General features: G+C 56.9%; 25 protein-coding genes. 15 read left to right on the top strand and 10 right to left on the bottom strand.

Annotated elements, in window-relative coordinates; all coding sequences use genetic code 11:
- Positions 1–5: 5 nt before the first annotated feature.
- From ACEPPP_RS07140 to ACEPPP_RS07120, 5 genes are read right to left on the bottom strand one after another with little or no spacing between them, the layout of a single operon-like run.
- Positions 6–329 carry a HesB/IscA family protein gene (locus tag ACEPPP_RS07140; RefSeq protein ID WP_374090351.1) on the bottom strand — a complete coding sequence of 108 codons (324 nt, stop codon included), beginning with the start codon at positions 327–329 and terminating at the stop codon, positions 6–8.
- 6 nt (positions 330–335) lie between these two features.
- The gene (locus ACEPPP_RS07135; RefSeq protein WP_374090350.1) at positions 336–1451 is read right to left on the bottom strand and encodes a cysteine desulfurase family protein; all 1116 of its coding nucleotides are present in this window, start codon (positions 1449–1451) and stop codon (positions 336–338) included.
- On the bottom strand, positions 1448–1939 hold the full coding sequence (iscR, locus tag ACEPPP_RS07130) for a Fe-S cluster assembly transcriptional regulator IscR (RefSeq protein ID WP_374090349.1): 492 nt from the start codon (positions 1937–1939) through the stop codon (positions 1448–1450). The genes ACEPPP_RS07135 and iscR overlap by 4 nt, the downstream gene beginning before the upstream one ends.
- Before the next feature lie 58 nt (positions 1940–1997).
- On the bottom strand, positions 1998–2789 hold the full coding sequence (gene cysE / locus ACEPPP_RS07125) for a serine O-acetyltransferase (protein WP_374090348.1): 792 nt from the start codon (positions 2787–2789) through the stop codon (positions 1998–2000).
- 9 nt (positions 2790–2798) lie between these two features.
- Entirely contained in the window at positions 2799–3539 is a 741-nt protein-coding gene (locus ACEPPP_RS07120; RefSeq protein WP_374090347.1) for an RNA methyltransferase, read from the bottom strand.
- 89 nt (positions 3540–3628) lie between these two features.
- On the opposite strand from ACEPPP_RS07120, the gene ACEPPP_RS07115 reads away from it, so the two are divergent.
- The 3 genes from ACEPPP_RS07115 (at position 3629) to ACEPPP_RS07105 (ending at position 7934) form a co-directional block, all read left to right on the top strand.
- The gene (locus tag ACEPPP_RS07115) at positions 3629–4423 is read left to right on the top strand and encodes an inositol monophosphatase family protein (protein WP_374090346.1); all 795 of its coding nucleotides are present in this window, start codon (positions 3629–3631) and stop codon (positions 4421–4423) included.
- Between the two features lie 572 nt (positions 4424–4995).
- Positions 4996–5727: a copper(I)-binding protein CorA gene (gene corA, locus ACEPPP_RS07110; RefSeq protein WP_374090345.1), complete on the top strand. Its 732-nt coding sequence runs from the start codon at positions 4996–4998 to the stop codon at positions 5725–5727.
- A gap of 77 nt (positions 5728–5804) precedes the next feature.
- Positions 5805–7934, top strand: a complete 2130-nt coding sequence (locus ACEPPP_RS07105) for a cytochrome-c peroxidase (RefSeq protein ID WP_374090344.1) — start codon at positions 5805–5807, stop codon at positions 7932–7934.
- A 76-nt stretch (positions 7935–8010) separates the two neighbouring features.
- On the opposite strand, the gene metG is transcribed toward ACEPPP_RS07105, so the two are convergent.
- Positions 8011–10032, bottom strand: a complete 2022-nt coding sequence (gene metG, locus ACEPPP_RS07100) for a methionine--tRNA ligase (protein ID WP_374090343.1) — start codon at positions 10030–10032, stop codon at positions 8011–8013.
- A gap of 180 nt (positions 10033–10212) precedes the next feature.
- On the opposite strand from metG, the gene apbC reads away from it, so the two are divergent.
- Together apbC and ACEPPP_RS07090 are read left to right on the top strand one after the other, a co-directional pair.
- Positions 10213–11304, top strand: coding sequence for an iron-sulfur cluster carrier protein ApbC (gene apbC / locus ACEPPP_RS07095; RefSeq protein ID WP_374090342.1), 1092 nt, complete (start codon positions 10213–10215; stop codon positions 11302–11304).
- A 206-nt stretch (positions 11305–11510) separates the two neighbouring features.
- On the top strand, positions 11511–12176 hold the full coding sequence (locus tag ACEPPP_RS07090; RefSeq protein WP_374090341.1) for a hypothetical protein: 666 nt from the start codon (positions 11511–11513) through the stop codon (positions 12174–12176).
- A 107-nt stretch (positions 12177–12283) separates the two neighbouring features.
- Here ACEPPP_RS07090 and rpiA read toward each other — a convergent pair whose 3' ends face one another.
- Together rpiA and ACEPPP_RS07080 are read right to left on the bottom strand one after the other, a co-directional pair.
- The gene (gene rpiA, locus ACEPPP_RS07085) at positions 12284–12937 is read right to left on the bottom strand and encodes a ribose-5-phosphate isomerase RpiA (protein ID WP_374090340.1); all 654 of its coding nucleotides are present in this window, start codon (positions 12935–12937) and stop codon (positions 12284–12286) included.
- A 117-nt stretch (positions 12938–13054) separates the two neighbouring features.
- Positions 13055–13513: an EVE domain-containing protein gene (locus tag ACEPPP_RS07080; RefSeq protein WP_374090339.1), complete on the bottom strand. Its 459-nt coding sequence runs from the start codon at positions 13511–13513 to the stop codon at positions 13055–13057.
- Between the two features lie 180 nt (positions 13514–13693).
- Between ACEPPP_RS07080 and ACEPPP_RS07075 the strand changes: the two genes are divergently transcribed.
- The 3 genes from ACEPPP_RS07075 to parE all read left to right on the top strand — a co-directional run bounded on the left by ACEPPP_RS07075 (position 13694) and on the right by parE (position 17261).
- On the top strand, positions 13694–14455 hold the full coding sequence (locus ACEPPP_RS07075) for a flagellar motor protein (protein ID WP_374090338.1): 762 nt from the start codon (positions 13694–13696) through the stop codon (positions 14453–14455).
- Positions 14452–15279, top strand: a complete 828-nt coding sequence (gene motD, locus ACEPPP_RS07070; RefSeq protein WP_374090337.1) for a flagellar motor protein MotD — start codon at positions 14452–14454, stop codon at positions 15277–15279. The genes ACEPPP_RS07075 and motD overlap by 4 nt, the downstream gene beginning before the upstream one ends.
- A gap of 89 nt (positions 15280–15368) precedes the next feature.
- On the top strand, positions 15369–17261 hold the full coding sequence (parE, locus tag ACEPPP_RS07065; RefSeq protein WP_374090336.1) for a DNA topoisomerase IV subunit B: 1893 nt from the start codon (positions 15369–15371) through the stop codon (positions 17259–17261).
- Here the strand turns inward: parE and ACEPPP_RS07060 are convergent.
- Entirely contained in the window at positions 17254–18036 is a 783-nt protein-coding gene (locus ACEPPP_RS07060) for a zinc-dependent peptidase (protein ID WP_374090335.1), read from the bottom strand. The two genes, parE and ACEPPP_RS07060, sit on opposite strands and share 8 nt — an antisense overlap.
- 115 nt (positions 18037–18151) lie before the next feature.
- Here ACEPPP_RS07060 and ACEPPP_RS07055 point away from each other — a divergent pair, with 115 nt between their 5' ends.
- The 4 genes from ACEPPP_RS07055 (at position 18152) to ACEPPP_RS07040 (ending at position 21924) form a co-directional block, all read left to right on the top strand.
- Complete coding sequence (locus ACEPPP_RS07055; RefSeq protein WP_374090334.1) at positions 18152–20086, top strand: ATP-dependent DNA helicase; 1935 nt, start codon at positions 18152–18154, stop codon at positions 20084–20086.
- 90 nt (positions 20087–20176) lie between these two features.
- The gene (gene queF, locus ACEPPP_RS07050; protein ID WP_024298531.1) at positions 20177–20566 is read left to right on the top strand and encodes a preQ(1) synthase; all 390 of its coding nucleotides are present in this window, start codon (positions 20177–20179) and stop codon (positions 20564–20566) included.
- An 8-nt stretch (positions 20567–20574) separates the two neighbouring features.
- Positions 20575–21429 carry an archaetidylserine decarboxylase gene (gene asd, locus ACEPPP_RS07045; protein WP_374090333.1) on the top strand — a complete coding sequence of 285 codons (855 nt, stop codon included), beginning with the start codon at positions 20575–20577 and terminating at the stop codon, positions 21427–21429.
- Positions 21430–21576: 147 nt separating this feature from the next.
- On the top strand, positions 21577–21924 hold the full coding sequence (locus ACEPPP_RS07040) for a hypothetical protein (protein ID WP_374090332.1): 348 nt from the start codon (positions 21577–21579) through the stop codon (positions 21922–21924).
- A gap of 25 nt (positions 21925–21949) precedes the next feature.
- Here ACEPPP_RS07040 and ACEPPP_RS07035 read toward each other — a convergent pair whose 3' ends face one another.
- The gene (locus ACEPPP_RS07035) at positions 21950–22759 is read right to left on the bottom strand and encodes a GntR family transcriptional regulator (protein ID WP_374090331.1); all 810 of its coding nucleotides are present in this window, start codon (positions 22757–22759) and stop codon (positions 21950–21952) included.
- Positions 22760–22986: 227 nt separating this feature from the next.
- Between ACEPPP_RS07035 and hflK the strand changes: the two genes are divergently transcribed.
- The 3 genes from hflK (at position 22987) to ACEPPP_RS07020 (ending at position 25836) form a co-directional block, all read left to right on the top strand.
- Complete coding sequence (hflK, locus tag ACEPPP_RS07030; RefSeq protein WP_374090330.1) at positions 22987–23967, top strand: FtsH protease activity modulator HflK; 981 nt, start codon at positions 22987–22989, stop codon at positions 23965–23967.
- A complete protein-coding gene (gene hflC, locus ACEPPP_RS07025; protein ID WP_374090329.1) occupies positions 23964–24932 on the top strand; it encodes a protease modulator HflC in 969 nt (322 codons plus the stop codon). Before hflK ends, hflC begins: the two co-directional genes overlap by 4 nt.
- Positions 24933–25608: 676 nt before the next feature.
- Complete coding sequence (locus tag ACEPPP_RS07020) at positions 25609–25836, top strand: MbtH family protein (protein ID WP_374090328.1); 228 nt, start codon at positions 25609–25611, stop codon at positions 25834–25836.
- Positions 25837–26350 lie beyond the last annotated feature (514 nt).

The raw sequence follows: 26350 nt of genomic DNA, 5'->3' as shown, positions 1-26350 counted from the left end.
GCGTTCTATACGCTGAAGCTTTCCCCGCAGCCGCAGGTCGCCTTCACGTTCGGATTGTTGAACTGAAAGGCTTCGTTGATGCCTTCGCGGCGGTAATCCAGTTCCATGCCGTCGATGTAGGGCAAATCGTCCTGTGTGACGATCAGCTTGACGCCGTGGCCTTCAAAGACCGTTTCGTCGCCTTGAAGTTGGTCGGCGTAGTCGAGCGCATAAGCATAGCCGGAGCAGCCCGATTTTCTGACCCCGAGCTTCAGGCCGATGCCCTTGCCGCGTTTTTCGAGCTGCTTCTTGATCTGCCGGGCGGCGCTTTCAGTGAGTGTGACTGACATGGTTTTTCATCCTTCCTGGCAGACCAGGATTTTTAACTGTTCAATAAATTGGGTGATTTGATCCGGGGTATTGGTCGTGCCGAGGCTGATCCGGAGCGTGCTTTGGGCCAACGCCGGAGCGATGCCCATCGCCGTCAGCACATGGCTCGGTTCCTTGCCGCCGCTCGCGCAGGCGGAGCCGCTGGAGACCGCCACGCCTTGCTGATCGAGCCGCATCAACAACATTTCGCCGTCGCTGTTCGGCAGCCCGAACTGTACCGTATTCGGCAGCCGCGGCGCGTCTTCGGCAAAGATGCTGAGGCCCGGAATCGAGCGGAGGCCGTCTTCCAATTGGGTTTTTAAACCGGCTAGATATTCACCCCGCTGGGCAAGCTCGGACTTTGCCAGTTCCGCCGCCTTGCCGAAGCCGACAATCGCGGCGACGTTTTCGGTGCCGGCCCGGTAACCTTGCTCTTGTCCGCCGCCGAGCAGCAAGGGCGAGAGCCTGGCGCCTTTCTCGAAAATCAGTGCGCCGGCCCCCTTTGGGCCATAAAGCTTATGGCTGGACAGCGACATCAGCCGAACGCCCAGACTGTTGAAATCCACCGGGATCTTGCCGGCCGCCTGCACGGCGTCGGTATGCAGCGCAATGCCGTGGGCTCGCAATTGCTCGGTGAGACGTGCGATGTCCTGAATCACGCCGGTTTCGTTATTCGCGAGCATGATCGACACCGCCGTCGTTTTTTGGGTGCGGATGATCGCGTCGAGCGCTTCCTGGCAGATCAAACCGTTTTGGTCGACATCGATCAGCGACAAGGGATGGCCTTGCTGGCGCAAGCGTTCGGCCGGTTCGAGAATCGACGGGTGTTCGATCGCCGATACCGCAAGGCCGGCTTGCGGTTCGAGACTCGCCAGAGCCAGATTGTTCGCTTCGGTGCCGCCGCTGGTAAAAATCACCTGGCTCGCGGTGGCGCCGACCAGTTCGGCGACCTGATGGCGCGCCGTATCGATCGCGCTTCTCGACAGCCGGCCGAGACGGTACAAGCCGGATGCATTGCCGTAAAAGCTTTTCAGGTAGGGCAGCATCGCTTCCAGCACCCGAGGATCGATCGGGGTGGTCGCGTTATGATCCAGGTAGATCATTTGGGGTAGGCGCTGATTCCTGTTTGGAGCTGGAATTCGATCACGTGCTGGGCATCCTGTTCCTGGCGCCGGGCGATTTCCTGGATTTGGTGTTTTTCCAGCAGATCGGCCAGGGTAATGCCTTTCAGGTAGTCGCGGATCTGTTCGCTGAGACCCATCCACAAGTCGTGTGTCAGGCAGGCCTTATGATTTTGGCAATTGCCTTCGCCGCCGCATTTGGTCGCATCGAGCTGTTCATCGACCGCGATAATGATGTCCGCAATATTGATCGCGCTGGCATTGCCGGCCAGGGTATAGCCGCCGCCGGGGCCGCGCACGCCCTTGACCATGCCGGCGCGGCGCAGGCGCGCAAACAATTGCTCGAGATAAGACAGCGAAATGGTTTGCCGAGTCGCAATGTCGGTCAGCGTCACAGGCGCCTTTTGGCTGTGAAAAGCCAAATCCAGCATCGCGGTGACCGCATAGCGGCCTTTGGTAGTCAAGCGCACAACATTACCCTTACAAAGATTAGTGTCATTCGATTTTAATCTTAACCCATCAAAATAGTCAACTTTTATAATCCGGCTTTTGCTCGGGCTGATAACTGTCCTCGATTTCGCAGCCGTCCAGCTTCGGAATCAGCGGCTCGGGGTATTGAATGCCGGCTTCGTTGAGCGCTTTTTTCATGTTTTCGAGCTGCTGGTCCATGGCCTGGATGTGGTCGAGCATTCGGTTGATCGCATTGGCGACCGGGTCGGGCATGTCGGCTTTCGCGCCGTAGGGGTCGAAGCCCATTCGGTAGGCGATCGCCTCCCGTTCCGCCTTCTCTTGTTTGACATTCGGATCGATCAGATGGCCCGGAATGCCGACGACCGTGGCGCCGGCCGGCACCGGTTTCAACACCACCGAATTCGAGCCGACCCGTGCGCCCTGGCCGATGTCGATCGGCCCCAGAATTTTCGCGCCGGCGCCGACGACGACGCCGTCATGCAGGGTAGGGTGGCGCTTGCCTTTCTTCCAGGAGGTGCCGCCGAGCGTGACGCCGTGATAGAGCGTGCAGTCGTCGCCGATGACCGCGGTTTCGCCGATCACCACGCCCATGCCGTGATCGATGAAGCAGCGCCGGCCGATTTCGGCGCCCGGATGGATTTCGATGCCGGTCAGCCAGCGGGCGACATGCGATATGAAACGCGCGAGCCAGCGGAAGCCGGCCTGCCAGCAGCGATGGCTGAGGCGGTGGATCAGTACGGCATGAAAGCCCGGATAGGCGGTGATCACTTCCCATATCGACTGGGCGGCGGGGTCGCGCTCGAAAACGCAGGTAATGTCTTCTTTGATTCTGGCGATGATGGCGAGCATGTGCGGTCCTTAGGAGGATTGTTTCTGGCTTTTTTTATGGCCCTGCGACATCCTGAGAATGCCGCGCAAAATATCGACTTCCTTGGTATCGAGTTCGATGCGGTTATAAATCCGGCGCAATCGGCGCATGATCGATTGCGACTTGTCGGCCTGGGTGAAATCAATATCGATCAGCGTTTGATAGAGATGGTCATAAAATGATTCCATCTGCTCCGCGGTCGCCAAGGGGGTCTCGCCGCGGTCGCCGATCGCCTTGCGTTGAGCGCTGCCGGCGGCGACGAACAGCTCGTAGCAGACGACCTGCACCGCCGCGGCCAGATTCAGCGAGCTGAAGGCCGGATTGCAGGGGATGTGCAGCAGGTAACGGCACATGTCGAGCTCCTCGTTGGTCAGTCCCGAATGTTCGCGGCCGAATACGATCGCGATCTTTTCGCCGGCATGTTTTTCGAAGATTTCGGTGACGCATTCCCTTGGCGTCAGTTCCGGCCAGCTGATCGTCCGCGAACGCGCGCTGGCGCCGAACACGACCTGGCAGTCCGCGATCGCCTCGCGCAGGGTATCGCAGACCGTCGCCCGGGACAAAATGTCGTCGGCTCCGGAGGCGCGCGAAGTCGCGTCCGCGCTCGGGAAGATTTTCGGCGCGACCAGCCTGAGGTTGGTCATCTGCATGTTTTTCATCGCCCGGGCAACGGCGCCGATGTTGCCGGGGTGAGTGGTTCCGACCAGAACGATAGTGATATGGGACAGCAACGCGGTGCCTCGTGATTCAAAAAAGCCTCAAGTTTATCAAAAGATTTGGTATCCTATAACGATTTATCCGCTCATTTTCAATTCCGCCTATGCAACCGATGCTGAATATTGCCGTCCGCGCCGCCAGAAGCGCGGGCGATCTGATTTTGCGCTCGACCGACGCCATCGGTCATCTTCAAATCGATCAAAAAGGTAAAAACGATTACGCCAGCGAAGTCGACCGCAAGGCGGAACGCGAAATCATCAACATTATCCGCGCGGCCTATCCGGACCACGCGATCCTGGCCGAGGAAAGCGGCGCGCACCAGGGCAACGATTTCGTCTGGGTGATCGATCCTCTGGACGGCACCACCAATTTTCTGCACGGCTTTCCGCAGTTTGCGGTGTCGATCGCGTTGAAGCACAAAGGCAAGCTCGAAGTCGGGGTCGTGTACGACCCGCTCCGCGACGAACTGTTTACCGCCAAACGCGGCGGCGGCGCGATGCTGAATAACCGCAGGATTCGGGTCACCAAGCAAAGCACGTTGAAAGGCGCGCTGATCGGCACCGGCTTTCCGTTCAAGACCGACAAACACCTGGACGCCTACGTCGGCATGTTCAAGGCGATCACGACCGATTCGGCCGGTATCCGCCGCGCCGGCGCCGCCGCGCTCGATCTGGCCTACGTCGCCGCCGGGCGCCTGGACGGCTTCTGGGAAATCGGCATCATGGAATGGGATATGGCGGCGGGGATTCTGTTAATCAAGGAAGCCGGCGGCGTCGTGACCGATTTTTCGTTCAACGACAATTTCCTCGAAAACGGCAACGTGATTGCCGGCAATCCGAAGATGCATCAGATCCTTTACAAGTTGATCGAGCCGCATGTGACCGAGAGTTTGCGCTAACGGGTATACGCCTGAGCGTTTGCCATTTTCAATTCAGCGCACGATGGGCGGAACTCCGCCCATCGTTAGCTTCTCCTCCTGAGCTATTCAGGGCAGCCGGATTCGATTGCAGGATCAGTCCGTTGAAAAACCCGCTTGCATTGACCCACTCAATCCCCGTTTTCGGTGCATGCCGATGTGCCCGCCAATGTTTCCCGGCCTTTGCTGCGGTTAAAGTGTGCTTTCACCTGACCCTGGCTAATGCCATACCCTCCTCCTGCTACACCTGAGTAGTCCGCTCGCCGGCGAACGTAGAGCCATTGAATTTACCTTGCCATGTGCCGTTGAGATCACGCGCCGAAGAGTGTGTCATCTGACACAGACAAGTGAGGCATATGACATAGTTCTTAAATTCCCTATGTTTTATGTGGTTGAAAACATTAGAGTATTATAATGGCATAATATTTGCCTAATGTATCCCTGCATGGCACGGTTTAAGTGTCGTGACCGACTTCGGCTTTCGCGGTTCCCGGATCAGGCGACGGTACATCCAGGAATTACGCGGTAGGTTAGATTCATTTTTAGGGATACCTATGAAATACAACAATAAATTTAAAAGTTTGGCATTAATTTCAGTGGCTGCCGGCCTGTTTTTCGCCAACCCCCTCCAAGCGGCTACAGCTCTAAATCCTTCAGGCACTTTTTTCTTTGACAAAAACAACACTACAGCAGACATGGCTGTCCGCGCCTATTCCTGGTACAACCTCAGCATGGGCTATATAGGCTGGACGCATCACTCGAACTGGGGATTCGTCAAGCTGAAGAAAGGCAAGCCGGTCACCATCACGCTGACTACGGAAGTCAGCGGGTTGCACCCGGCAATCACGGTTTGGTACCGGGCGGGAGCCAAAAATCCGAAGCTGCTGCCTTATATGAACGCCCACTCGTACAAGCAGTTCGGCGATATTTACGAGCCGAACGCCGAAGCCACCGATGCCGAGAACAACCCGGTCAAGGTCGGCAATATCGTCATGAAGTTCATCACCAACGGCTTTGACCGCGACGGAATGACCGACACCGATCCCAATACGCCCATGCCGGACGCCTTACCGGCCGAGTACGACCAGTCCCAGTTGTACCGGGTGATGGACGGTAAATCGAAAACGCTGGCAATCACCTTTACCCCTCCTGAAAACGGCTGGTACCAGTTCGCCGTTGGGGCGCTCAACCCCGATATCGATTCGACGGCCTACGAAACGGGCCCAGGTAAGGGCGCCGGTCCCGCGACTGCGCATACGGTCCATGTAGAAGTCAGTATCCCGTAATCGGGATCGTAAAAAGGGATTATCTCGCCACAGGGAGGCGGCCGCGAGGCCGCCTCCTTTTTTATTTTGGAATAATCATGTTCTGTTTCATCCAAAAAGTTTTATCCGGTATTGCCCCGCGTGCTTATGCGTTGATTCTGCTATGTGCCGTAGCCGATGCCGCATTTGCCCACGGCGCACTATCCGATCAGGTGCTGAAAGGCTTTAAAGTCCCGGCGACGCCCAAGTTGATCGGAAAGTCGGCAATCGTCGTCGATCAACAGGCCGCCGTGCAGCTCGGCAAGGCCCTGTTTTGGGACGGAAGCGTCGGCAGCAACGGAACCGCATGCGCTTCCTGCCATTTTCATGCCGGAGCGGATATTCGCCGTATCAACCAGTTGAACCCCGGCCAGGCGCATACCGCCAATGCCGACAGCACCGCGAAAACTTTCGAATTGCCGTCGGGCAATGCCGCCGGGCCGAACTATGAATTGAAAGCCGGCGACTTTCCGTTTTTCCGCTTTGCCGATGTGGACGACATCACCACGTTGACGGCATCGACCGACGACGTGGTCGGTTCTGCCGGAGAGCCCATGCAGCAATTTGTGGCGGTCAATGCGACGGGCATTAATAGCGATCAATGCAATTCCGAGTTGAGCGCGGTCTTCCATGCGGGGGGGCTGAATACTCGCCAGGCCACCAAGCGCAACGCGCCGACGGTGATCAACGCCGCCTTTAACTTCCGCAATTTTTGGGACGGCCGCGCCAACAACGTATTCAACGGCCAATCGCCGTTCGGATTGCGGGATACCGGCGCCAAAATCTGGCTGGCGAAAGGCGAGAAATCGGTTAAAGCCATGCCGTTGGGGCTGGAAAACGCCTCGCTGGCATCCCAAGCCGTCGGTCCTCCGGCAGATATGGTGGAAATGTCTTGCAAGGGGCGGACATTTGCCGACATCGGCCGAAAATTACTGCAGCGCAGGGCCTTGGAGTCGCAGGAAGTGCATCCCGAAGACAGCGCGCTTGCCGGTTTGCGCGACCCGTCCGGCACCGGTTTGACGTTGACCTACGCCGAATTGATCAAAAAGGCGTTTAACAAGAAATATTGGAAGAGCGCCGCTACCATCGAGTTGGTCAAGAATTCGGGGCAATTCTATTCGCAAATGGAAGCCAATTTTGCGATGTTCTTTGGCTTGGCCATCCAGCAATACGAGAATACTTTGATTTCCAACGATGCGTTGTTCGATCAGTCCATTAATGACGAGACCGGCTTCCCGGATGGTTTTACCGAGGCGCAGCAGCGCGGCTTTCGAGTGTTCAACGATGCGCATTGCAACAATTGCCATTCCGGACCGACTTTCTCTTCGGCGGCAAGCCCGCAAATTTTCATGAATACCGCCAAGAAACCCCGTTACCTCAAGCTGGTGAACCGCGACGTGCTGGGCGAGCAAGCCGACGGGTTCGATACCGACAGCAGTTTGTTCGATATCGGTTTCGCCATTACCAGCGTTGCGCCGACGGCTCATGACATCGGGCTGGGCGGGACTGACCCGTTCGGCAATCCGCTCTCGTTCGCCAAACAATACATCAACGTTCTCACCGGCAATGCCAAAAAAATGCTCGATCCGGTGATTGTGGCCGCTTGCGACATGGTTGATCCGTTTACGGAGGATTATCTGTCCGGCCAGTTGGCTAATGATAAACTGGGTAAAAGCGTTTGCAAGGGCGCCGGAAAAAAACAAGCCAAAATCCCTACCCCTGAAGTCGCTGCCGCGGAACTGGCAAAATCCGGTCAAGGCCGGCTTTCCGACGGAGTCAGTGCCGCGTTTAAAATTCCGACGCTGCGTAATGTGGAACTGACCGGGCCGTACATGCACAACGGAGGAACGAAGTCGCTGGAAGAGGTCGTCGAATTTTATAATCGCGGGGGAAATCTGACTAATCCGCGCCATTCGACGACACTGGTGTTTTTCCAGGGCATGTCAGAGCAGGACAAGTCCGATCTGGTGGCCTTTCTGAAGACTCTGACCGACGAACGTGTGCGCTGGGAACGTGCCCCGTTCGACCATCCCGCACTTCAGGTTCCGCACGGGCATGAAGGCGGGGAGAATCCGCTGGGGTCAGGGTTGGCCGGGGATCGTTTTCTCGAGGTGCCGGCGGTCGGCCGGAATGGGCGTACGCCAGAAATGGGGCCTTTAAAGGCGTTCGACAGTTACCTGCGGCCCTGAGGGCTGCGCCGAGTTAAACCCTCTCATACCGACAATCGGCTTAGCCCCCTCGGCCAGCCGGTGTGAGAGGCTTTTTTTATTTGACCCGCATGCCCGGCTGCGCGCCCGCATCCGGGCTCAGCACCCACAAGTCCTTGCCGCCGGGGCCTGCTGCCAGGACCATCCCTTCCGACACGCCGAAGCGCATTTTCCGGGGCGCCAGATTCGCGACCACGACGGTCAATTTCCCTTCCAGGTCTTCCGGCGCATAGGCCGATTTGATTCCGGCGAAGATGTTGCGCGTTTCGTCGCCGATGTCGACGGTCAATTGCAGCAGTTTGTCCGAGCCCTCGATAGGCTGGGCTTTGACGATTTTGGCGATGCGCAGGTCGACTTTCGCGAAGTCGTCGTAATCGATGGTCGCTGCGATCGGCTCGCAGGTCTTCGCTTTCGGCTGGCTTGGCGTTTTTTCGAGATTGTCTTTCGAGGCTTCGACGATCGCGGTGATTTTGTCGGCCTCGACGCGGGTCATCAACGGTTTGAACGCATTGATCCGATGGTCGAGCAAGGGACCTGCCAGAGTCGGCCAGGATTGCGGGCCGATGTTCAAAAATTCTTCGGCATCGGCCGCAAGCTTCGGCAGCACCGGGCGCAAATAGGCGGCGAGCAGGCGGAACAGGTTGACGCCCATCGAGCAGACCGCATGCAATTCGGCATCCTTGCCTTCCTCCTTCGCGATCAGCCAGGGTTTTTTCTCGTCGATATACTGATTGGCCTTGTCCGCCAGCGCCATGATTTCGCGCATCGCCTTGCCGAATTCGCGCGTTTCGTAATGGCTCGCGATCGTTTCGTTCGCGTCGATGAAATCCTGCCACAAGCCGGGCTCCGAACAGCCGGCGGCCAGCTTGCCGTCGAAGCGCTTGGCGATGAAGCCCGCGCAGCGGCTGGCGATGTTCACGACCTTGCCGACCAGGTCGGCATTCACGCGCTGGGTGAAATCGTCGAAATTCAGGTCGATGTCGTCGACGCCGGCGCCGAGCTTGGCCGCGAAATAATAGCGCAGGTATTCGGGATTCAAATGGTCCAGATAGGTGCGCGCGGTGATGAAGGTGCCGCGCGATTTGGACATCTTCTCGCCGTTGACGGTCAGAAATCCGTGCGCGAAGATCGCGCTCGGCGTTCTGAATTCGGCGCCGTGCAGCATCGCCGGCCAGAATAGCGCGTGGAAATAGATGATGTCCTTGCCGATGAAATGGTAGAGTTCGGCGCCGCTGTCCTTGGCCCAGAATTCGTCGAAGTTCAGGCCTTGGTTGTCGCACAGGTACTTGAAGCTGGCCATGTAGCCGATCGGCGCATCGAGCCAGACATAGAAATATTTGCCGGGCGCGTCCGGAATTTCGAAGCCGAAATACGGGGCGTCGCGCGAAATGTCCCATTGCTGCAAGCCGCCCTCGAGCCATTCGGCCATCTTGTTGCGGACTTCCGGCTGCAGGTGGTCGCCGTCATTGATCCAGTCGCTCAGCATGCCCTCGAAATCGGTCAGATTGAAGAAGTAATGCACAGAATCCTTTTCGATCGGCTTGGCGCCGGAGATCGCCGACACCGCGTTCTTCAGTTCGGTCGGGGAATAGGTCGCGCCGCAGGCTTCGCAGTTGTCGCCGTATTGGTCCTTGGCGCCGCATTTTGGGCAGTCGCCCTTGATGAAGCGGTCCGGCAGGAACATGTTTTTGACCGGATCATAGGCCTGGGTGATCGTGCGCGAGCTGATATGGCCGCCGTCTCGCAGGCGCTGGTAGACCAAAGCGGAAAGGCTCCGGTTTTCTTCGGAATGGGTGCTGTGGTAATGGTCGAAGGCGACGCCGAATTCGCTGAAATCGGCCAGATGCTCCTTGCCGACCTTGGCGATCAGGTCTTCCGGCGAAATGCCTTCCTTGTCCGCGCGCAGCATGATCGGGGTGCCGTGGGTGTCGTCGGCGCAGACGTAATAGCATTGCTGGCCGCGCTGCTTCTGAAAACGCACCCAGATATCGGTTTGAATGTATTCGACCAGATGCCCGAGATGGATCGGGCCGTTGGCGTAGGGCAGGGCGCTGGTGACTAATATTTTTCTATCCGACATGATCAGTAACAGGTGAATACGAAGACAAACAAGTCTGGTATTATCGCATAAATCAGGCGCATCTTCCGAATATGGAAACGCTTCGCCGAAGTGTTGTAAAATGGCTCATATTCCGAGTAATTTAATAGGTTATTGCCTGCGAATTGTCTCGACCTCTCCATTCATTACCTGGAACAAACAATGGTTAGCATCGAAAAAATTGATGTCGAATACTGCTTGAAAACCTTCATCGACCCGAATCACGGCCTCGATTTGGTCGCCGCCAAGTCGGTCAAGTCAATTACGGTCGAGGGTGCCGATGTCGCGGTCAAGCTGGAGCTGGGTTATCCTGCCAAGTCATACGTGGCGGAACTGCAGGCGGCGGTCGAGCAGCAGCTGAAGACGCTGCCCGGCATCGGCAGGGTCAATGTCGAAGTCACAGTCAAGATCATCGCGCATCAGGTGCAGCAAACCCTGAAACCGCACAGTCAGGTCAAGAACATCATCGCGGTCGCCTCCGGCAAGGGCGGCGTCGGCAAATCGACGACCGCGGTGAATCTGGCGTTGGCGCTGGCCGCCGAAGGCGCGAATGTCGGTATTCTCGATGCGGACATCTACGGCCCGAGCATTCCGACCATGCTCGGTCTGTCGGGTTACCCGGTCAGCCATGACAACAAAACGATGCAGCCGAAGATCTCCTTCGGCATCCAGACGATGTCGATCGGCTATCTGGTGGATGCCGGCCAAGCGATGATCTGGCGCGGGCCGATGGCGACGAATGCCTTGCAGCAGTTGCTCAGGGATACCGCCTGGGACCATCTGGATTACCTGATCGTCGATCTGCCGCCCGGCACCGGCGACATTCAACTGACCCTGGCGCAGCAGATTCCGGTCAGCGGCGCGATCATCGTGACCACGCCGCAGGACATCGCGCTGATCGATGCGCAGCGCGGCCTCGGCATGTTCGAGAAGGTGAACGTGCCGGTTCTGGGCATCGTCGAAAACATGAGCGTGCATATCTGCAGCCAGTGCGGCCATGCCGAGGCGATCTTCGGCGAAGGCGGCGGTGCGTTGATGGCCGAGACCAATCATGTCGATTTTCTGGGGGCGCTGCCGCTGGACATCCATATCCGCCAGTTTGCCGATTCGGGCCGACCGACCGTCGTCGCGGACCCTGAAGGACGTGCGGCCGGGATCTATCGGGAGATCGCGCGCAAGATGGCGGCTAGGCTGGCGCTGAAGGCGAAGGATTTCAGCGCGAGATTTCCGAATATCGTGATCCAGAATACTTGAGCCTAAGCGAGCGAGTGTCAAAATTGACGGTTGGAGAGTGTGTATGATGTAGGGTGAAGCGCGATTAACCTGGCGCCAACGCAAATCTATTCTTTAATCTGTGAACCAGTTCCATATCCCATTAGGTATTGAAACTAGACTCTAGTTCAACCTTGTTGATAGCCCTAACGGGCTTCATCTAGCAGCAATATCGCCTGAATAGGGAGATGAACATGATGATCAGATTAGTGATTTCGGCCATCCTGATGGCCTCGTTCGGCGCCAGCGCGCCGGTTTATGCAACGAACGACGGCCATTTGGATGGCGTCTGGTTGAGCGGTCGCATTACCACGACGATTCCTAAGGCCATCGACACGTCAGGTCCAAGCCCCTGGGCGCAATTAAAAAATCTTAAAATCGATAGCGGGACGGATAATTGTTATGCCCAATTGACGTGGGGCGGCGAAGGTTCCTATGTTTATCATTTGGTTACCTATTGTTTGAATGGCAATGGGCAATGGGAGCGGGAGGAATATAGCACCGAGCTTTGGGAGCTCAATGACAGCAGACAAAGCCTGGGTTCGGATTGGGGATCAATTTACTTTGTGCAACAAGGTAAAGTATTTCATGGTTTCCCGGCCAATTATGCCTTCATCGGCTACGAAGGGTCGCTCGAATTGATTCCGAAATATGATCGAAATGGCTGGCTGAGCGGTGTCAGCGTCGGCGCCAGTTCCGGCATGATTTACTCGTGGGACTCGGGTTCAAAGATCGGAGGAACCTCGCGTTCTGGGGGAGTGAAACTGCGCTTTGTCAAGACGGAGCGGGTTCCGCAAGGCGCCATCGATTGCGCGGCCGGCGCAACGCCGCTGTGTGTCGAGTCCGAGAGTTGACATGCGGACTTTCAAAGACAGCGGACCCACAAAAAAGCCGTACTTTCAGGTACGGCTTTTTTGTGGGGGCCTATGCCAATCGGCATAGGCCCGGCAGCCGATGAAAATTACCAGCTGCTGATTTCTTCACCTTGGCTGACCAGGATGATGTCGGCAGGGCGCATCGCGAACAGGCCGACGCAGACTACGCCGGTGATGTCGTTGATGGTCTTTTCGAGTGCAATCGGATCCACGATGTCGAGGTTATGCACGTCCAGGATATGATTGTGGTTGTCGGTCACGAAGTTTTCGCGCCAGACCGGCTGTCCGCCCAGCTTGACCATTTCACGCGCGACGTAGCTTCTGGCCATCGGGATCACTTCGATCGGCAGCGGGAATTTGCCCAGCACATCGACGCATTTGGAGCCGTCGGCGATACAGACAAATTTTTTGCTGGCCGCCGCGATGATTTTTTCGCGGGTCAGCGCGCCGCCGCCGCCTTTGATCAATTGTTTGCGCGGATTGATTTCGTCGGCGCCGTCGATATAAATGTCCAGTGTGCCGACTTCGTTCAGGTCGAGCACCGGAATGCCGACTTTTTTCAGGCGTTCGGTGGTGCCGACCGAGCTGGAAACTGCGCCTTCGATCGTGTTTTTATAATCGGCCAGCATGTCGATGAAATAATTGACCGTCGAACCGGTGCCGACGCCGATCAGCGGGATGTCCTTGACGTAATCGAGGGCGGCGGCAGCGACTTTTTGTTTTAATTCGTCTTGAGTCATAAATTTCCTGTTGTTCTTGTGTGGGTGGATTAATCCGCGCGATGATACCGCATAAATCGGCTTTATTCAGCCGATTTTTAAAAAAATGATCGCTTGGCGGGAAGCGCGGCAGGGGGCTTATGCCAGCGAGAGAATGAAATCCCATTGCGCCTTCGAAACCGGCATGATCGACAGCCGGTTGCCGCGCCTGACCAGGGCAAGGTCGGCGAGTTCTGACTTCTCTTTCAATTCCCGCAGCGTAATCGTGCGCGGCAAGTGTCTGACATATTTCACGTCGACCATGAACCAGCGCGGATTGGCCGGCGTGCTCTGGGGATCGAAGTGCGGATCTTTGGGGTCGAATGCCAGAAAGTCGGGGTAGCCCTCCCTTGCCACTTCCATGATGCCGACGATGCCGGGCTCCGCGCAGTTCGAATGATAAAAGAGAACCTGATCGCCGAGCCGCATTTGGTCCCGCATCATGTTGCGCGCCTGGTAATTGCGCACGCCGTCCCAGTGCTCGGTGCCGCTAGGTCTTCGGCAGAGATCGTCGATACTGAAGGTATCGGGTTCAGATTTCATCAGCCAGTATTGCATTCGTCAAAGCTCCTTTGTTGGGGGTTGGTTATGGCTTGCATCGGCAAGGCGTTATAGCGTTTTTAGACGCTTCAGTCCACTTTGCCTCGAGCGAATTTGACTATACTTTAGCTGCGCTGCGCCCTTGGCGCACGTTAACGACGATCTAAATTGCGAAACTGAGCGGATAAAACAAACTTGATGGATATCTTAAGTGTCATTGGCGTACTGATCGGCATCGGCGCGCTGCTGTTCGGAAACTTTCTGGAGGGCGCCAATCTCAACTCCCTGGTCAATGGCCCGGCCTTTATTATCGTGTTCGGGGGCACGATCGGCGCGACGTTGCTGCAGTTTCCGCCGCAAATTTTTGTTCGCAGTTTAAGACTCGGGTTATGGGTGTTTTTCCCGAAGAAAAAGGATTTGACGGTCGAGATCGACAAGATCGTCGAATGGAGCCAGTTGGCGCGCAAGCAAGGCTTGCTCGGTTTGGAAGACAAGATCGACAGCGAGCCCGATCAGTTTATTAAAAAAGGGCTGCAATTATTGGTTGACGGCAACGAGCCGGAAGATATTCGCGATATCCTGGAACTGGAGATTAACAACCGGGAAGATGTGGATTTGCAGGGTGCGAAAATGCTCGAGGCGATGGGGGGCTATGCGCCGACGGTCGGCATGCTTGCGGCGGTGATGGGGCTGATCCACGTCATGGAAAACCTGTCCGATCCGCAGCTGCTCGGCTCCGGTATCGCGACCGCCTTTGTCGCGACGGTCTATGGCGTCGGTTCCGCGAATCTGTTTTTCTTGCCGATGGCGAATAAAGTCAAAACCTATGTGTATGCGTCTTCACAGGCCCGGGAGATGATCGCGGAAGGATTGATCGCGATTTCGCAGGGCGAAAATCCGCGCAACATCAAATTGAAATTGAGCGGTTATCTGCATGAAAGGGAGAGCGTCAGCTTATGAGAAGGCGGCGCAGAAGAATACCGAGCGAAGCCGTCAATCATGACCGCTGGTTGATTTCCTATGCGGACTTCGTGACCTTGCTGTTCGCATTTTTTGTGGTCATGTATGCGATTTCGGCGGTCAACGAAAACAAATACAAGGCGTTTTCGAAGTCGCTGGAAAAAGCCTTTATCGAAAAAAAACGTCAGGTCAGCCAGTTGGAGGGTACGCTGGGGGAGCCCGGCAATGCCGAAAATTCCGTCAATACGGCTGTTAGTTTGGCCGCGGACAGCCGGCAGTTGCAGCATACCTCAGAGCAATTGACTCAAATCTTGGAAGGTTTGATTGCCGAAAATCTGGTGACCGTCAAAAAAGGCAGATACTGGATCGAGTTGCAAATGAACAGCGAACTGCTGTTTTTGAGCGGTTCGGCGGAACTCGCCTTAACCTCGCTGCCGGTACTCAAGAAGGTTGCGGAAGTGTTGAAGCCTTTGCCCAATCAGATCAATGTCGAAGGCCATACCGATAATTTGCCGATCGATACGGTCAAGTTTCCTTCCAATTGGGAATTGTCTGCGTCCAGAGCCACGACCGTGGTCAGGGAGTTCATCAATGACGGCATCGATCCTCCGCGCCTGTCGGCGATAGGCTACGGCGAGTTTCATCCGATCGCGGACAACAGGATAGAAGAAGGCCGCTTCAAGAATCGCCGAGTCGTGATATTGATCATTTCGCAGGGCTACGCGCGCCACCGCTTGTTCGAAGAAACGGCGGCAAATGACCAGAAGGCAATTCCGGGATTAGCGCCGGCCGGTCAGCGCGTGCCTGATCGTAGCCGATTGTAAAATGTTTGTCCTGTCGGCGGCGCTTGATTGTTTCTTAAGCTGAACCCTACAATAACGCGAATAATCCTGGATCTTGAATTTGAGTCATCATGAGTAACGAATATAACGCCGCCGCGATCGAAGTCCTGAGCGGCCTGGAGCCGGTGCGCAAGCGCCCCGGCATGTACACCGATACCACGCGGCCTAACCATCTGGTGCAGGAAGTCGTCGATAACAGCGTCGATGAAGCCTTGGCCGGCCACGCGGACACGATCGAGGTGGTGCTGTACAAGGACGGTTCTGTCAGGGTCGGCGACAACGGTCGCGGCATGCCGGTCGACATCCATCCGGAGCAGGGCATCCCGGGCGTCGAGGTGATCCTGACGCAATTGCATGCGGGCGGCAAGTTTTCGAACAAGAACTATCAGTTTTCGGGCGGTCTGCACGGCGTCGGCGTCTCGGTCGTGAATGCCCTGTCCGCAGAGCTCGAGGTCGAGGTCAAACGCGGCGGCAAGGTTTACCGGATGACATTCGCCGACGGCGAGAAGCAGAGCGATCTGGCCGAAGTCGGCACGGTCGGCCGCAACAACACCGGCACGACGGTCACCTTCCGTCCGAATGAAAAATATTTCGACTCGAGCAAGATTTCGGTGACCCGGCTGAAGCAGAACCTGCGCGCGAAGGCGGTGCTGTGTCCGGGCTTGACGATCAGCCTGAAGGTCGAACAGCCGGAAGAAGAGATCGTCTGGTGCTATCAGGACGGTTTGCGCGAATATCTGCTCGACCGCATCGGCGATATCGACTTCCTGCCGGAGCAGCCGTTCATGGGCAGCATGGCGGCCAATCACGAGGCGGTCGAATGGGGCATCATCTGGGCGCTCGAAAACCCCGGCGAAATGCTCGCCGAAAGTTACGTGAATCTGGTGCCGACCGCGCAGGGCGGCACGCACGTGAACGGCCTTCGGGCCGGTTTGACCGAGGCGATGCGCGAATTTTGCGACATTCGGAACATCCTGCCGCGCGGCGTGAAGGTCGCGCCCGAGGATGTCTGGGAAAACTGTCATTTCGTGCTCTCGGTCAAGCTCGAAGACCCGCAGTTTTCCGGACAGACGAAGGAAAGGCTCAGCTCGCGCGAATGCGTCGCCTTCGTCTCCGGCGTCGCGAAAGACAGTTTCAGCCTCTGGCTGAACCAGCATCCGGCCGAGGGCGAGAAGATCGCCGAAATCATCATTACCAGCGCACAGAAGCGCCTGCGCGCGAACAAGAAAATCGTGCGCAAGAAAATCACTTCGGGCCCCGCCTTGCCCGGCAAGCTGGCCGATTGTTCGGCGCAGGACATCGGTCGCACCGAGCTGTTTCTGGTCGAAGGCGATTCGGCCGGCGGCTCGGCCAAGCAGGCGCGGGACCGCGATTTTCAGGCGATCATGCCCTTGCGCGGCAAGATTTTGAATACCTGGGAAGTCGATTCGAATCAGGTGATGGCGTCGCAGGAAGTGCACGACATCGCGGTCGCGCTCGGCATCGAGCCGGGCTCGAATGATCTCGCCAATTTGCGCTACGGCAAGGTCTGCATCCTGGCCGATGCGGACTCCGACGGCAACCATATCGCGACCCTGATCAGCGCGCTGTTTTTCCAGCATTTCAATGCCCTGGTCAGGGCCGGCCATGTGTTCGTGGCGATGCCGCCCTTATACCGTATCGACGTCGGCAAGCGGGTGTTTTATGCGCTCGACGAAGCCGAGCGTCAGGGCGTACTGGACCGGATCAAGGCCGAGAAGATAAAGGGACAGATCAACGTGCAGCGCTTCAAAGGCCTCGGCGAAATGAATCCGGGCCAGCTCCGCGAAACGACGATGAACCCGGATACCCGCAGGCTGGTACAGATGACGGTGACCGACGATGACGACACCGGCGCTCAGTTCGATCTGCTCTTGGCCAAGAAACGCGCGCCGGACCGGAAAGTCTGGCTGGAGACCAAGGGCAATCTGGCGGACATCAAGTGACAGAGCGGCCTGCCCGCAATAACGGATCTTGCCGGTAATAGCGGCACAATTGCGCGTAAACGGCCGCAAATTCATGATGCAGGATGTCTGGGGCGCAGAAAAAATATTCGCTGATCACCGCGAAAAATTCGGCGGGGCTCTCCGCCGCATAGGGATCGATGCGACTCCCGTGATGATGCTCGATGCGTCGGATCAGATGTTGATAAGCCATGCTCAGCGCCGTTGACCAGGCGGAAACGGACATATCGTGATGCAGCGGCGGATAGCCGTCGGCCGGACCGTTCAGCATGTCGAGCTTATGGGCAATCTCATGGATGACCACGTTGCGTTCGGATGGAGCCTTCCGCAGATCCTGTTCGATATCGTCCCAGGCTAAGATCAGGGGGCCACGGGACCAGGATTCACCGCACAACGCATGTTCCTGATGATGCACGACGCCTGCGGCATCGGTTTCGTCCCGGCGGACGCGAAAGGCGGCCGGGTAGACGATCACTTCGCTCCATCCTTCCAGACAGCCAAGACCGAGCCCGAGTACCGGCAGGCAGGCGAGCGCGGCGATGACGACGCGCATGGCCTCGGTCGGTTCGAATCCCTGGACGCCGACCAGATCTTTCTGCTGTAAAAACAGCGTCGCAAGTTCGCGCAAGTGCGCTTTTTCGACCGAGCTCAATCCCTGAAAAACAGCCGTGTTGTCGATGGCTTCCCGCCACAGGGCCTGCGCAATCGGATGCCGGTGCAGAATATAACGAATCCGAACACGTTTGAAAAAATGCATGATTCAGGTTTTGGGACGGGTGAAAAACGAAAAAACATCACGATGGGGCTTTGCCGGCCTTATTATATGCATTATTTATCACAGTGTCAGAGCCAGGGCACAACCCAAAAACCGAGTGACCGAATTAGAATTATTTTTCAGCAGCGAAGGAGGCCTTGCGAAGACGATCCAGGGCTTCCGGCCGCGCGAGCCGCAAATCGAAATGGCCAGGGCGATCGCGGCCGCGATTCAAAGCCATCGCCATCTGATCGCGGAGGCCGGTACCGGCACCGGCAAGACCTTTGCCTATCTGGCGCCGGCGATCTTTTCGGGGCAAAAGGTGATCATTTCGACCGGCACCAAAAACCTGCAGGATCAGCTGTTCAACAAGGACCTGCCGGTGATCCGCAAGACGATCAAGACGCCGTTTCAGGCCGCGCTGCTGAAAGGCCGCAGCAATTATCTGTGCAGCTACCGCCTCGAAAATTCGCTGAATTCCGCCTTCGGTTTCAGCAAGGAAGACGCGGATGCGTTGACCAAGATCAAGTCCTGGTCGAAGCGCACGAAGACCGGCGATATTGCCGAAATGTCCGACGTAGCCGAGGCCAATCCGGTCTGGTATCAGGCCACTTCGAGCGTCGATAACTGTCTCGGGCAGGATTGCCCAAAATTTTCCGACTGTTTTCTGTTCAAGGCCCGAAAAGAGGCGCAGGAGGCCGAGATTCTGGTCGTCAATCATCATTTGCTGTGCGCGGACTGGTCGATTCGCGACGGCGGCTTCGGCGAACTGTTGCCGAAGGCCGAAGTGATCATCGTCGACGAGGCGCATCAGCTGGCCGATACCGCCTCCAATTTTTTGGGCATCAGCATCAGCAGCAAGCAACTGCACGATCTGGCCGCGGACGCCTTGATCGAGTATTTCAAGGACGCGACCGACATGCCGGCCCTGCGCGCCGCCTGCGAAGAGCTCGAGCATGGCGCCAAGGACCTGCGTCTGGCCTTCGGCATCGAACTGAAGCGCGGCGAATGGCGGGACATCGACAGCAATCCGAAGATTGCCGGCGCCTTGGCCGATGTCCGCGCGCAATTGCAGCGTCTGGCCGCAGAGCTTGAGCTGGCGTCGGTCAAAAGCAAGGGGCTGGAGTCGTGCTTCAAGCGCGCCGAGGAACTGGTGCAGCAGTTGAACGTCATTTCCGAAGAGTCCGGCGGCAAATGGATACGCTGGTTTGAGACGCATCGAAAAACGGTTACCTTGAGCCGGACGCCGCTCGACATCGCCGCCGAATTCCACAGTTTCATGCAGCTCAGCAAGGCGGTGTGGATTTTTACCTCGGCGACCCTGAGCGTCGCGCAGCGCTTCGATCATTTCGCGAACAGTCTCGGCGTCGCCAATGCCGACAACGCGCGCTGGGACAGCCCGTTCGATTATGCGAGCCAGTCGTTGTTCTATCATCCGAAAGGCTTGCCGAAGCCCGATAATCCGGATTTTACCGCGATGATCATCGATTTCGTGGTACCGGTTTTGCAGGCGAGCCGGGGGCGGGCGTTTTTTCTGTTTACCAGCCACCGCGCCTTGAAAGAGGCCGCCGAACTGTTGGCGGATAAAATCCCCTATCCGCTGTTGATTCAGGGCAGCCGGCCGAAAGGCGCGCTGCTGGATCAGTTCACGAAGACCGACCATGCGGTGCTGCTCGGCACCGCGAGCTTCTGGGAAGGCGTCGATGTGCGCGGCGAGGCGCTGTCGTGCGTGATCATCGACAAGCTGCCGTTTGCGTCCCCGGGCGATCCGGTGTTGAAGGCGCGGATGGAGGCGATGCGGAAGTCGGGCCGCAATCCGTTTTTCGAATATCAATTGCCGGCCGCGGTGATCGCGCTCAGGCAGGGCATCGGCCGGCTGATTCGCGACGTGACCGACCGCGGCGTGTTGATGGTTTGCGACCCGCGCCTGCTGAAACGCTCCTACGGCCAGATATTTCTGGACAGCGTGCCGGCCATGAAACGCACCCGCGATATTGCGGAGGTGCAGGCGTTTTTCGCGCAGGAAAAGCCGAAGCCCAAAGACCGGGCGTAGGGACATTTGCGCGCGCGAGTGATCCAGTCAGCCATTTTGTCCCGGATGCTGGTAAAATAAGCGGTTATTGATTCAACTCCCATTTTTTAAATGAGCACAAAACCCAGTAAAGACCTCGAAACCTTCGTCAACCCCGAGCCCGGCCGGGACTATACGATCCGTATCGACATCCCCGAATTCACCTGTTTGTGTCCGAAAACCGGCCAGCCCGATTTCGCGACGATCCGCCTCGAATATGTGCCGGCAGCGGCCTGCGTCGAACTGAAGGCGCTGAAACTGTATATCTGGACGTTCCGCGATCAGGGCGCCTTTCATGAGGCGGTGACCAATCAAATCCTGAACGACATCGTCGCCGCGATTCAGCCGAATTTCCTGCGCGTGCGCGCCGAGTTCAATGTGCGCGGCGGCATCTATACGACGGTCGTCGCCGAACATCGCAATCCTGAGTGGCAAGCGCCGCAGCCGGTGCATCTGCCCTGAGCATCACGATGATCAAAGACACGCTGACCACGCTGCCGCAATACCTGTTGCCGCAGCATACCTTGTCGCGGCTGATGAGCCGGCTCACGCATTCGAAAAACGTCGCCTGGAAAAATTTCTTCATCCGGCAGATCGTCCGCCATTACGGCGTCAATATGGACGAGGCGCTGGAGCCGAATATCGAAGCCTATCCCAGCTTCAATCATTTTTTCACGCGCGAGCTGAAACCCGGCATCCGGCCGTTGACCAGCGTTCCGAATGCGATCGCCTGTCCTGCGGACGGCGCGGTCAGCCAGGCCGGCCAAATCACCGCCGGCACGATCTTTCAGGCCAAGGGCAAAAGTTTTACCGCGGTCGATCTGCTCGGCGGCAGCGCGGAGCGCGCCGCGCCGTTTCAGGACGGCGTGTTTTCGACGATCTATCTGTCGCCGAAGGATTACCATCGCCTGCACATGCCCTTGACCGGCACGCTGCGCGAGATGGTGCACATCCCGGGCCGCCTGTTCAGCGTGAACGCCGCCACCGCGAACGTCGTGCCGGGGCTGTTTGCGCGCAACGAGCGCGTCGCGGCGATTTTCGATACCGAAGCGGGGCCGATGGCCTTGGTGCTGGTCGGCGCGATTTTCGTCTCCAGCGTCGAAACGGTCTGGCATGGCGTCGTGACGCCGCCGACGGTCAGTTCGGTGCAAAGCTGGCGCTACGACGACAATGCCCCGACGCTGCAAATCGGCGAGGAAATGGGCCGCTTCAACATGGGGTCGACGATCATCGTGTTATTCGGCAAAGACCGGGCGGCATGGGCCGAGGACCTGGCGGCCGGCAAATCGGTTCGGCTTGGAGAAATGATCGGCAAAAAGTTGTAACGACAGTTTGCCGGCATAAAAAAAGCGCCCGTGTGGCGCTTTTTTTATGCGCGCTCATTTTGGGGACTTTTAACAACAACCTTTGAGCTGAACCATTGTCAAACCAGCCGTCGGCATGAGATTGTGCAATATAAGAGGAGACACGTCATGAAACCGATCATCAATCCGCGGATCCACGGTTATCTCGATTATGCTACCGTCGTCATCTTCCTGCTCGCGCCCTCGTTGCTGGGGCTGAGCGGCGTCGCCGGCATGCTGGCCTATGCCTTGGCGGCAATCCATCTGGCGATGACGTTGGTCACCGATTTTCCTTTGGGCGCCGTCAAACTCGTGCCCTTTCGCCTGCACGGCCGGGTCGAAAGAATGGTGGGTCCCGCTTTATTGCTGGCGCCTTTTTTGCTCGGCTTCGAAGGCGCCGCGCGCGGTTTTTATTTCTTGCTCGGCGCTGTGATCATCGTCGTCGGTTTGTTGACCGATCACGAGGCGACATCATAAAAAATCAGCGCCTCGGCGCCTGGTTTTACTTGATCAAAACGGGAGTCGGCGGCAAGGGGCCGAGATTGACTTTGTATACGTAGGAATCGCCGCGAAAGGTGCCTTCGACATACTCGATCAATTGGTCCGCGGCCGAATAGGTGTGCCGTTTCAGCAACAGGCAGGGGCTCGGCTGTTCGAAGCCGAACACTTCAGTCTCCTCGGGCGTGCTCAACACCGCTTCGATCGACTGGTCGGCGCGCACCAGCACAATGCCGCATTGATCCTGTAAAAAGGCATAGACAGAGCCGCGGGTGTCCCAGGCTTCCAGTGCCGGCACGGCGGTTAAGTCGTACCAGGCGACTTCGCGGGTCATCGGGACGCCGTCGGCCATGCGCACACGCACCAAGCGCAGCAACGGCGTCATCGACGGTCTCTTGAACAGGCAGGCTATCGTGCGTTCGCTGACCACCTCGCAGTGCAGCACGCGAGTCGAGGAGGTTTTGCCCTGTTCGCGCATTTCCTCGGTAAAACCCTTCAGGCGTCCCGGCGCCGGATGCGCGCGCGGCGGCGCCTGCACGACCGTGCCGCCGCGCCCATGCGTGCTCAACAGGCGATTGGAGCGCAATTCGTCATAACACCGCTTGACCGTGGTCCGGCTGACCCGCATCGCTTCCGCCAGCGTCCGTTCCGAAGGCAGGTTCACGCCGGACTTCAGAACGCCTCCCTCGATCAGCGCATGCAACTGCCGTTTGAGTTGCAAATAATAAGGCTCCGAACTCTGCTCATTGAGCTGCAATCGCTTGATCAAATCGGTCGCGGGATCGTTTTCTTGAGTCGTATAGCCTAGGGTCATGATTTATTCACCTATATCAATTTGGCAGGGCTTATGCCATTATTCAGCAGGGATTCGGAAAATAAATGCTGGCTTTGGGTGTTTGATTTTTAGATTTGCCGGCGGTTATTTTTTGAGAATGTATGCGGTCTAATGCGTCTTGTTAAATGTAAGTCGTTGACAAGTATAACAAATTGAACTTTACTGAATGCTTAACCGATATCTGGTTTCAACCGTGAGGAGCTGCTATGGAGTACTCGAACACCGTGTGGGAGCGTCTGCCGGAGCCCAAGCTGCCGGTGCCTCTGCCGTATCTGGCGTTGGTCTTTTTTGTACTGATCGGGCTATGGTCGTCATTTTTCACGATTCCGGCCGAGTCCGAAGGCATCGTGTTGCGCTTCGGCAAATATATCAACAAGGTGCCGTCGGGGCTGCATTTCAAGATTCCGTTCGGCGTCGATAAAATTGTCGAAGTGCCGACGCAGCGCCAGCAAAAGCTGGAATTCGGATTTTTCACGCCCGGCTATTCGAATCCCGATCAGGTCGGATTCGAGCCGGAGCTCGAAAAATCGATGGTGACCGGCGATCTGAATTCGGCGCTGGTCGAATGGATCGTGCAATACCGGATCACCGAGCCGGAGAAATATTTGTTCGACGTGCGCGATCCCGGCCTGACCTTGCGCGATCTTTCCGAAGCGATGATGCGGGAAGTCGTCGGCGACCGCACCGTCGATGAGATCATCACGATCGGGCGGCAGGAAATCGAAGACAATGTGCTGATGCGTCTCAGCAATCTGGCCAAGCGTTATCAGCTCGGCGTCACGATCAATCAGGTGCAACTGAAAAACGTGAATCCGCCGCTGCCGGTGCAGCCTTCGTTCAACGAAGTGAATAGGGCGCAGCAGGACCGCGAAAACATGATCAACATCGCGAACGGCGAATACAACAAGGCGGTGCCGCGGGCGCGCGGCGAGGCCGACCAACGAATTCAGGCCGCCGAAGGCTACCGCTTCAAACGCATCAACGAGGCCGAAGGCGACGCCAGTGCCTTCACCTCGGTGCTCGATCAATACATCAAGGCGCCGGCGGTGACCCGCACCCGCATCTATCTCGAAACCCTGGGCCAGGTGCTGCCCCAGGCCCGGCAGCAGATCATCGTTGACGACACCGTGCAGCAGATCTTGCCGATGCTGCCGTTCCCGGCCACGGCACTGGAGGCAGGAAAATGATCCGATCCAAAAATCTGAGTTATCTTGGCGCGGCGATTGCGCTGTTACTGCTGTTCCTTTCGGCCTATACGGTCAATCAGGCCGAGCAGGTGATCATCACGCAATTCGGCAGGCCGGTCGGCGATCCGATCACCGATCCCGGCCTGCATTTCAAATTGCCGTTCGTCCAGGACGTGAACCGTTTCGACAAGCGCTATCTGGCCTGGGACGGTCCGCTGGTCGAGATGTCCACGAAGGACAAGACTTATATCCAGGTCGATACCTTCGCCCGCTGGCGGATTACCGATCCGATGCGTTATTACCTGCGCCTTCGCGACGAGCGCAGCGCGCAATCCCGGCTCGAGGACATTCTCGGCAGCGAGACGCGCACCGCGATCGCCCGCCATGAACTGATCGAAGTCGTGCGCACCGACAAGGAGCGGAAGCCGATGCGGGATGAAACCCTGGCCGTCGCGGCCGGCGAAGGCACGCTCGGAACGTTGCGGCCGATCCAAGTCGGGCGCGCGCGGATCGAACAGGATATCTTTCATGCCGCCCAGCCCAAGCTGGCCGAATTCGGCATCGAACTGCTCGACGTGCGCTTCAAGCGGATCAACTACAACCAGCAAGTGCTGGAGCGGATTTATCAGCGGATGATCAGCGAACGCCTGCAAATCGCCCAGCGCTTCCGCTCCGAAGGCGAGGGCGAGGCCGCGCGCATCAACGGCAAGAAAGAGCGCGACATCAACGAAATCGAATCGGCCGCTTATAAGAAGATACAGGCGATTCACGGCGAGGCCGACGCCAAAGCGACCGAAATCTATGCCCAGGCCTACACGCAAAAACCCGAAGCGGCGGAATTCTTCAAGTTTACCAAGAGCATGGAAACCTACCGCAAGATTCTGAATCAAGACGCCACCATCGTGCTGTCGACCAATAGCGACCTGTTTGAACTGCTCAAACGGGGCGAGCAGAAACGTCCGTAGTCAACCGTCCGGATGTTACGCCGCGGGCGCGGATTACGCTCCGCTGTGTTTCATCCGGCCTTCTCCTCCGTAGCGCAAAATGAATACTGCGCTGCTTTCAAATCATGAGTGCCCAGTGAACTTGCGCAGGTTTTCGTTGAAAACAGAGCGGGATGTAATTTTTTGCGCCAGTTAACTTTGGGTTAAGCACTTAATCCGGAAAAGCCATTATCATAGGCATTACCCCTTTTTTTTGTCTGGTTGAATAGTCAGCTATGCAAAGCGCGGGTTAACTACCGAAATCGATCGCGTTCAGCCGGAAGGCGAGCCGTGATAACGAGAGTGTCGGTGTTCCTGTCAATGCCGAAATGGTTTTTTCTAACTAACGTATTTCTACTGGTTGTCGCTAGCGTATCAACGGTTTTCATGGAGTTGTAAAAAAAAGCCCATATCATAAGCTGTAAGTATTTTGTTTTCTACGATGTATCCATAGCGGGGATCTGCTGGATAACGATAGAAATAGATCGCGTTCATCCCAATTCAGGTGAGTTGTGATGGCGAGTATGAGAGCGTTCCTGGCAACGCCGATATGGCTTTTATCACTAACAGATCCGGGCCGTCTTTTATCGGGAGGCCAGGGATTTCGTGCCGATATAAAGGCACAGCAAGATTTGATTACGAAAAATGGGAGAGTGAAGTGAGTTGGGACAAAGAAGAAGACCGGACGACTTATACCGTCGTGGTTAACGGCGAAGAGCAATATTCGATCTGGCCGGATTTCAAGGAGATTCCGGAGGGTTGGCAGGCCGTCGGCAAGACCGGAAATAAAGAAGCTTGTCTAGCCTACATTAAAGAAGTATGGACCGACATGCGTCCTCTCAGTCTCCGCCAGCAGAGGGATGTCGCTGAAACTGCGGAACGATAGAACGATGGCCAGAGTGGCAGGATGGCGCTGAGAAGGGATATATGCCGGCCGGGTCGCATGGTGGATTTTCCTGGATAGGCCTCAAAGTCACGGCAAAAATATGCTCGTCCTGCTTCCGTTATGCGGGGGCAGGTTCCTGTATTCGGTTCTTGGGCAAAACATTTTTTGGATGGGAAGGATGTCTGTCCGGCGATTTTGCTAGGCCGGAATATCCTTACTTTACGAAAAAACCTTTAAGCCGGTGGCGCTGTTAGTGTGCGGACCCATATCGGCACAGCGCTGTGTCTCGGTCTGTCCTTTTCCGTGTGCTCCCTTCTCATGCCCAGATGATGACATTATCGGTCATGATCGTCCTATCTATCGATTTACTGGTCCGCAGGACGTCCTGATGGGAGTCAAGAGATCCCGTTTTCGACACTCAAGCGCCGATTCCTTTTCGCTTCCCAAGCCCTAATAACTACAGGTCCATGAAAGACATGGCTGGCTTACCGCCTCAGGTAGGCTAAGGCCAGTA

Source organism: Methylomicrobium lacus, assembly GCF_041897535.1.
Lineage (GTDB): Bacteria > Pseudomonadota > Gammaproteobacteria > Methylococcales > Methylomonadaceae > Methylomicrobium > Methylomicrobium lacus_A.
The sequence above is the reverse complement of the archived record's forward strand: the minus strand, read 5'-3'. Positions and strand labels throughout refer to the sequence as shown.

Excerpts from the sequence above, each read along its gene's own strand:
- ACEPPP_RS07140 (WP_374090351.1), bottom strand. The coding sequence starts at position 329 with ATGTCAGTCACACTCACTGAAAGCGCCGCCCGGCAGATCAAGAAGCAG.
- ACEPPP_RS07135 (WP_374090350.1), bottom strand. The coding sequence starts at position 1,451 with ATGATCTACCTGGATCATAACGCGACCACCCCGATCGATCCTCGGGTG.
- cysE (WP_374090348.1), bottom strand. The coding sequence starts at position 2,789 with ATGCTCGCCATCATCGCCAGAATCAAAGAAGACATTACCTGCGTTTTC.
- ACEPPP_RS07115 (WP_374090346.1), top strand. The coding sequence starts at position 3,629 with ATGCAACCGATGCTGAATATTGCCGTCCGCGCCGCCAGAAGCGCGGGC.
- corA (WP_374090345.1), top strand. The coding sequence starts at position 4,996 with ATGAAATACAACAATAAATTTAAAAGTTTGGCATTAATTTCAGTGGCT.
- ACEPPP_RS07105 (WP_374090344.1), top strand. The coding sequence starts at position 5,805 with ATGTTCTGTTTCATCCAAAAAGTTTTATCCGGTATTGCCCCGCGTGCT.
- metG (WP_374090343.1), bottom strand. The coding sequence starts at position 10,032 with ATGTCGGATAGAAAAATATTAGTCACCAGCGCCCTGCCCTACGCCAAC.
- apbC (WP_374090342.1), top strand. The coding sequence starts at position 10,213 with ATGGTTAGCATCGAAAAAATTGATGTCGAATACTGCTTGAAAACCTTC.
- ACEPPP_RS07090 (WP_374090341.1), top strand. The coding sequence starts at position 11,511 with ATGAACATGATGATCAGATTAGTGATTTCGGCCATCCTGATGGCCTCG.
- rpiA (WP_374090340.1), bottom strand. The coding sequence starts at position 12,937 with ATGACTCAAGACGAATTAAAACAAAAAGTCGCTGCCGCCGCCCTCGAT.
- ACEPPP_RS07080 (WP_374090339.1), bottom strand. The coding sequence starts at position 13,513 with ATGCAATACTGGCTGATGAAATCTGAACCCGATACCTTCAGTATCGAC.
- ACEPPP_RS07075 (WP_374090338.1), top strand. The coding sequence starts at position 13,694 with ATGGATATCTTAAGTGTCATTGGCGTACTGATCGGCATCGGCGCGCTG.
- motD (WP_374090337.1), top strand. The coding sequence starts at position 14,452 with ATGAGAAGGCGGCGCAGAAGAATACCGAGCGAAGCCGTCAATCATGAC.
- parE (WP_374090336.1), top strand. The coding sequence starts at position 15,369 with ATGAGTAACGAATATAACGCCGCCGCGATCGAAGTCCTGAGCGGCCTG.
- ACEPPP_RS07060 (WP_374090335.1), bottom strand. The coding sequence starts at position 18,036 with ATGCATTTTTTCAAACGTGTTCGGATTCGTTATATTCTGCACCGGCAT.
- queF (WP_024298531.1), top strand. The coding sequence starts at position 20,177 with ATGAGCACAAAACCCAGTAAAGACCTCGAAACCTTCGTCAACCCCGAG.
- asd (WP_374090333.1), top strand. The coding sequence starts at position 20,575 with ATGATCAAAGACACGCTGACCACGCTGCCGCAATACCTGTTGCCGCAG.
- ACEPPP_RS07040 (WP_374090332.1), top strand. The coding sequence starts at position 21,577 with ATGAAACCGATCATCAATCCGCGGATCCACGGTTATCTCGATTATGCT.
- ACEPPP_RS07035 (WP_374090331.1), bottom strand. The coding sequence starts at position 22,759 with ATGACCCTAGGCTATACGACTCAAGAAAACGATCCCGCGACCGATTTG.
- hflK (WP_374090330.1), top strand. The coding sequence starts at position 22,987 with ATGGAGTACTCGAACACCGTGTGGGAGCGTCTGCCGGAGCCCAAGCTG.
- hflC (WP_374090329.1), top strand. The coding sequence starts at position 23,964 with ATGATCCGATCCAAAAATCTGAGTTATCTTGGCGCGGCGATTGCGCTG.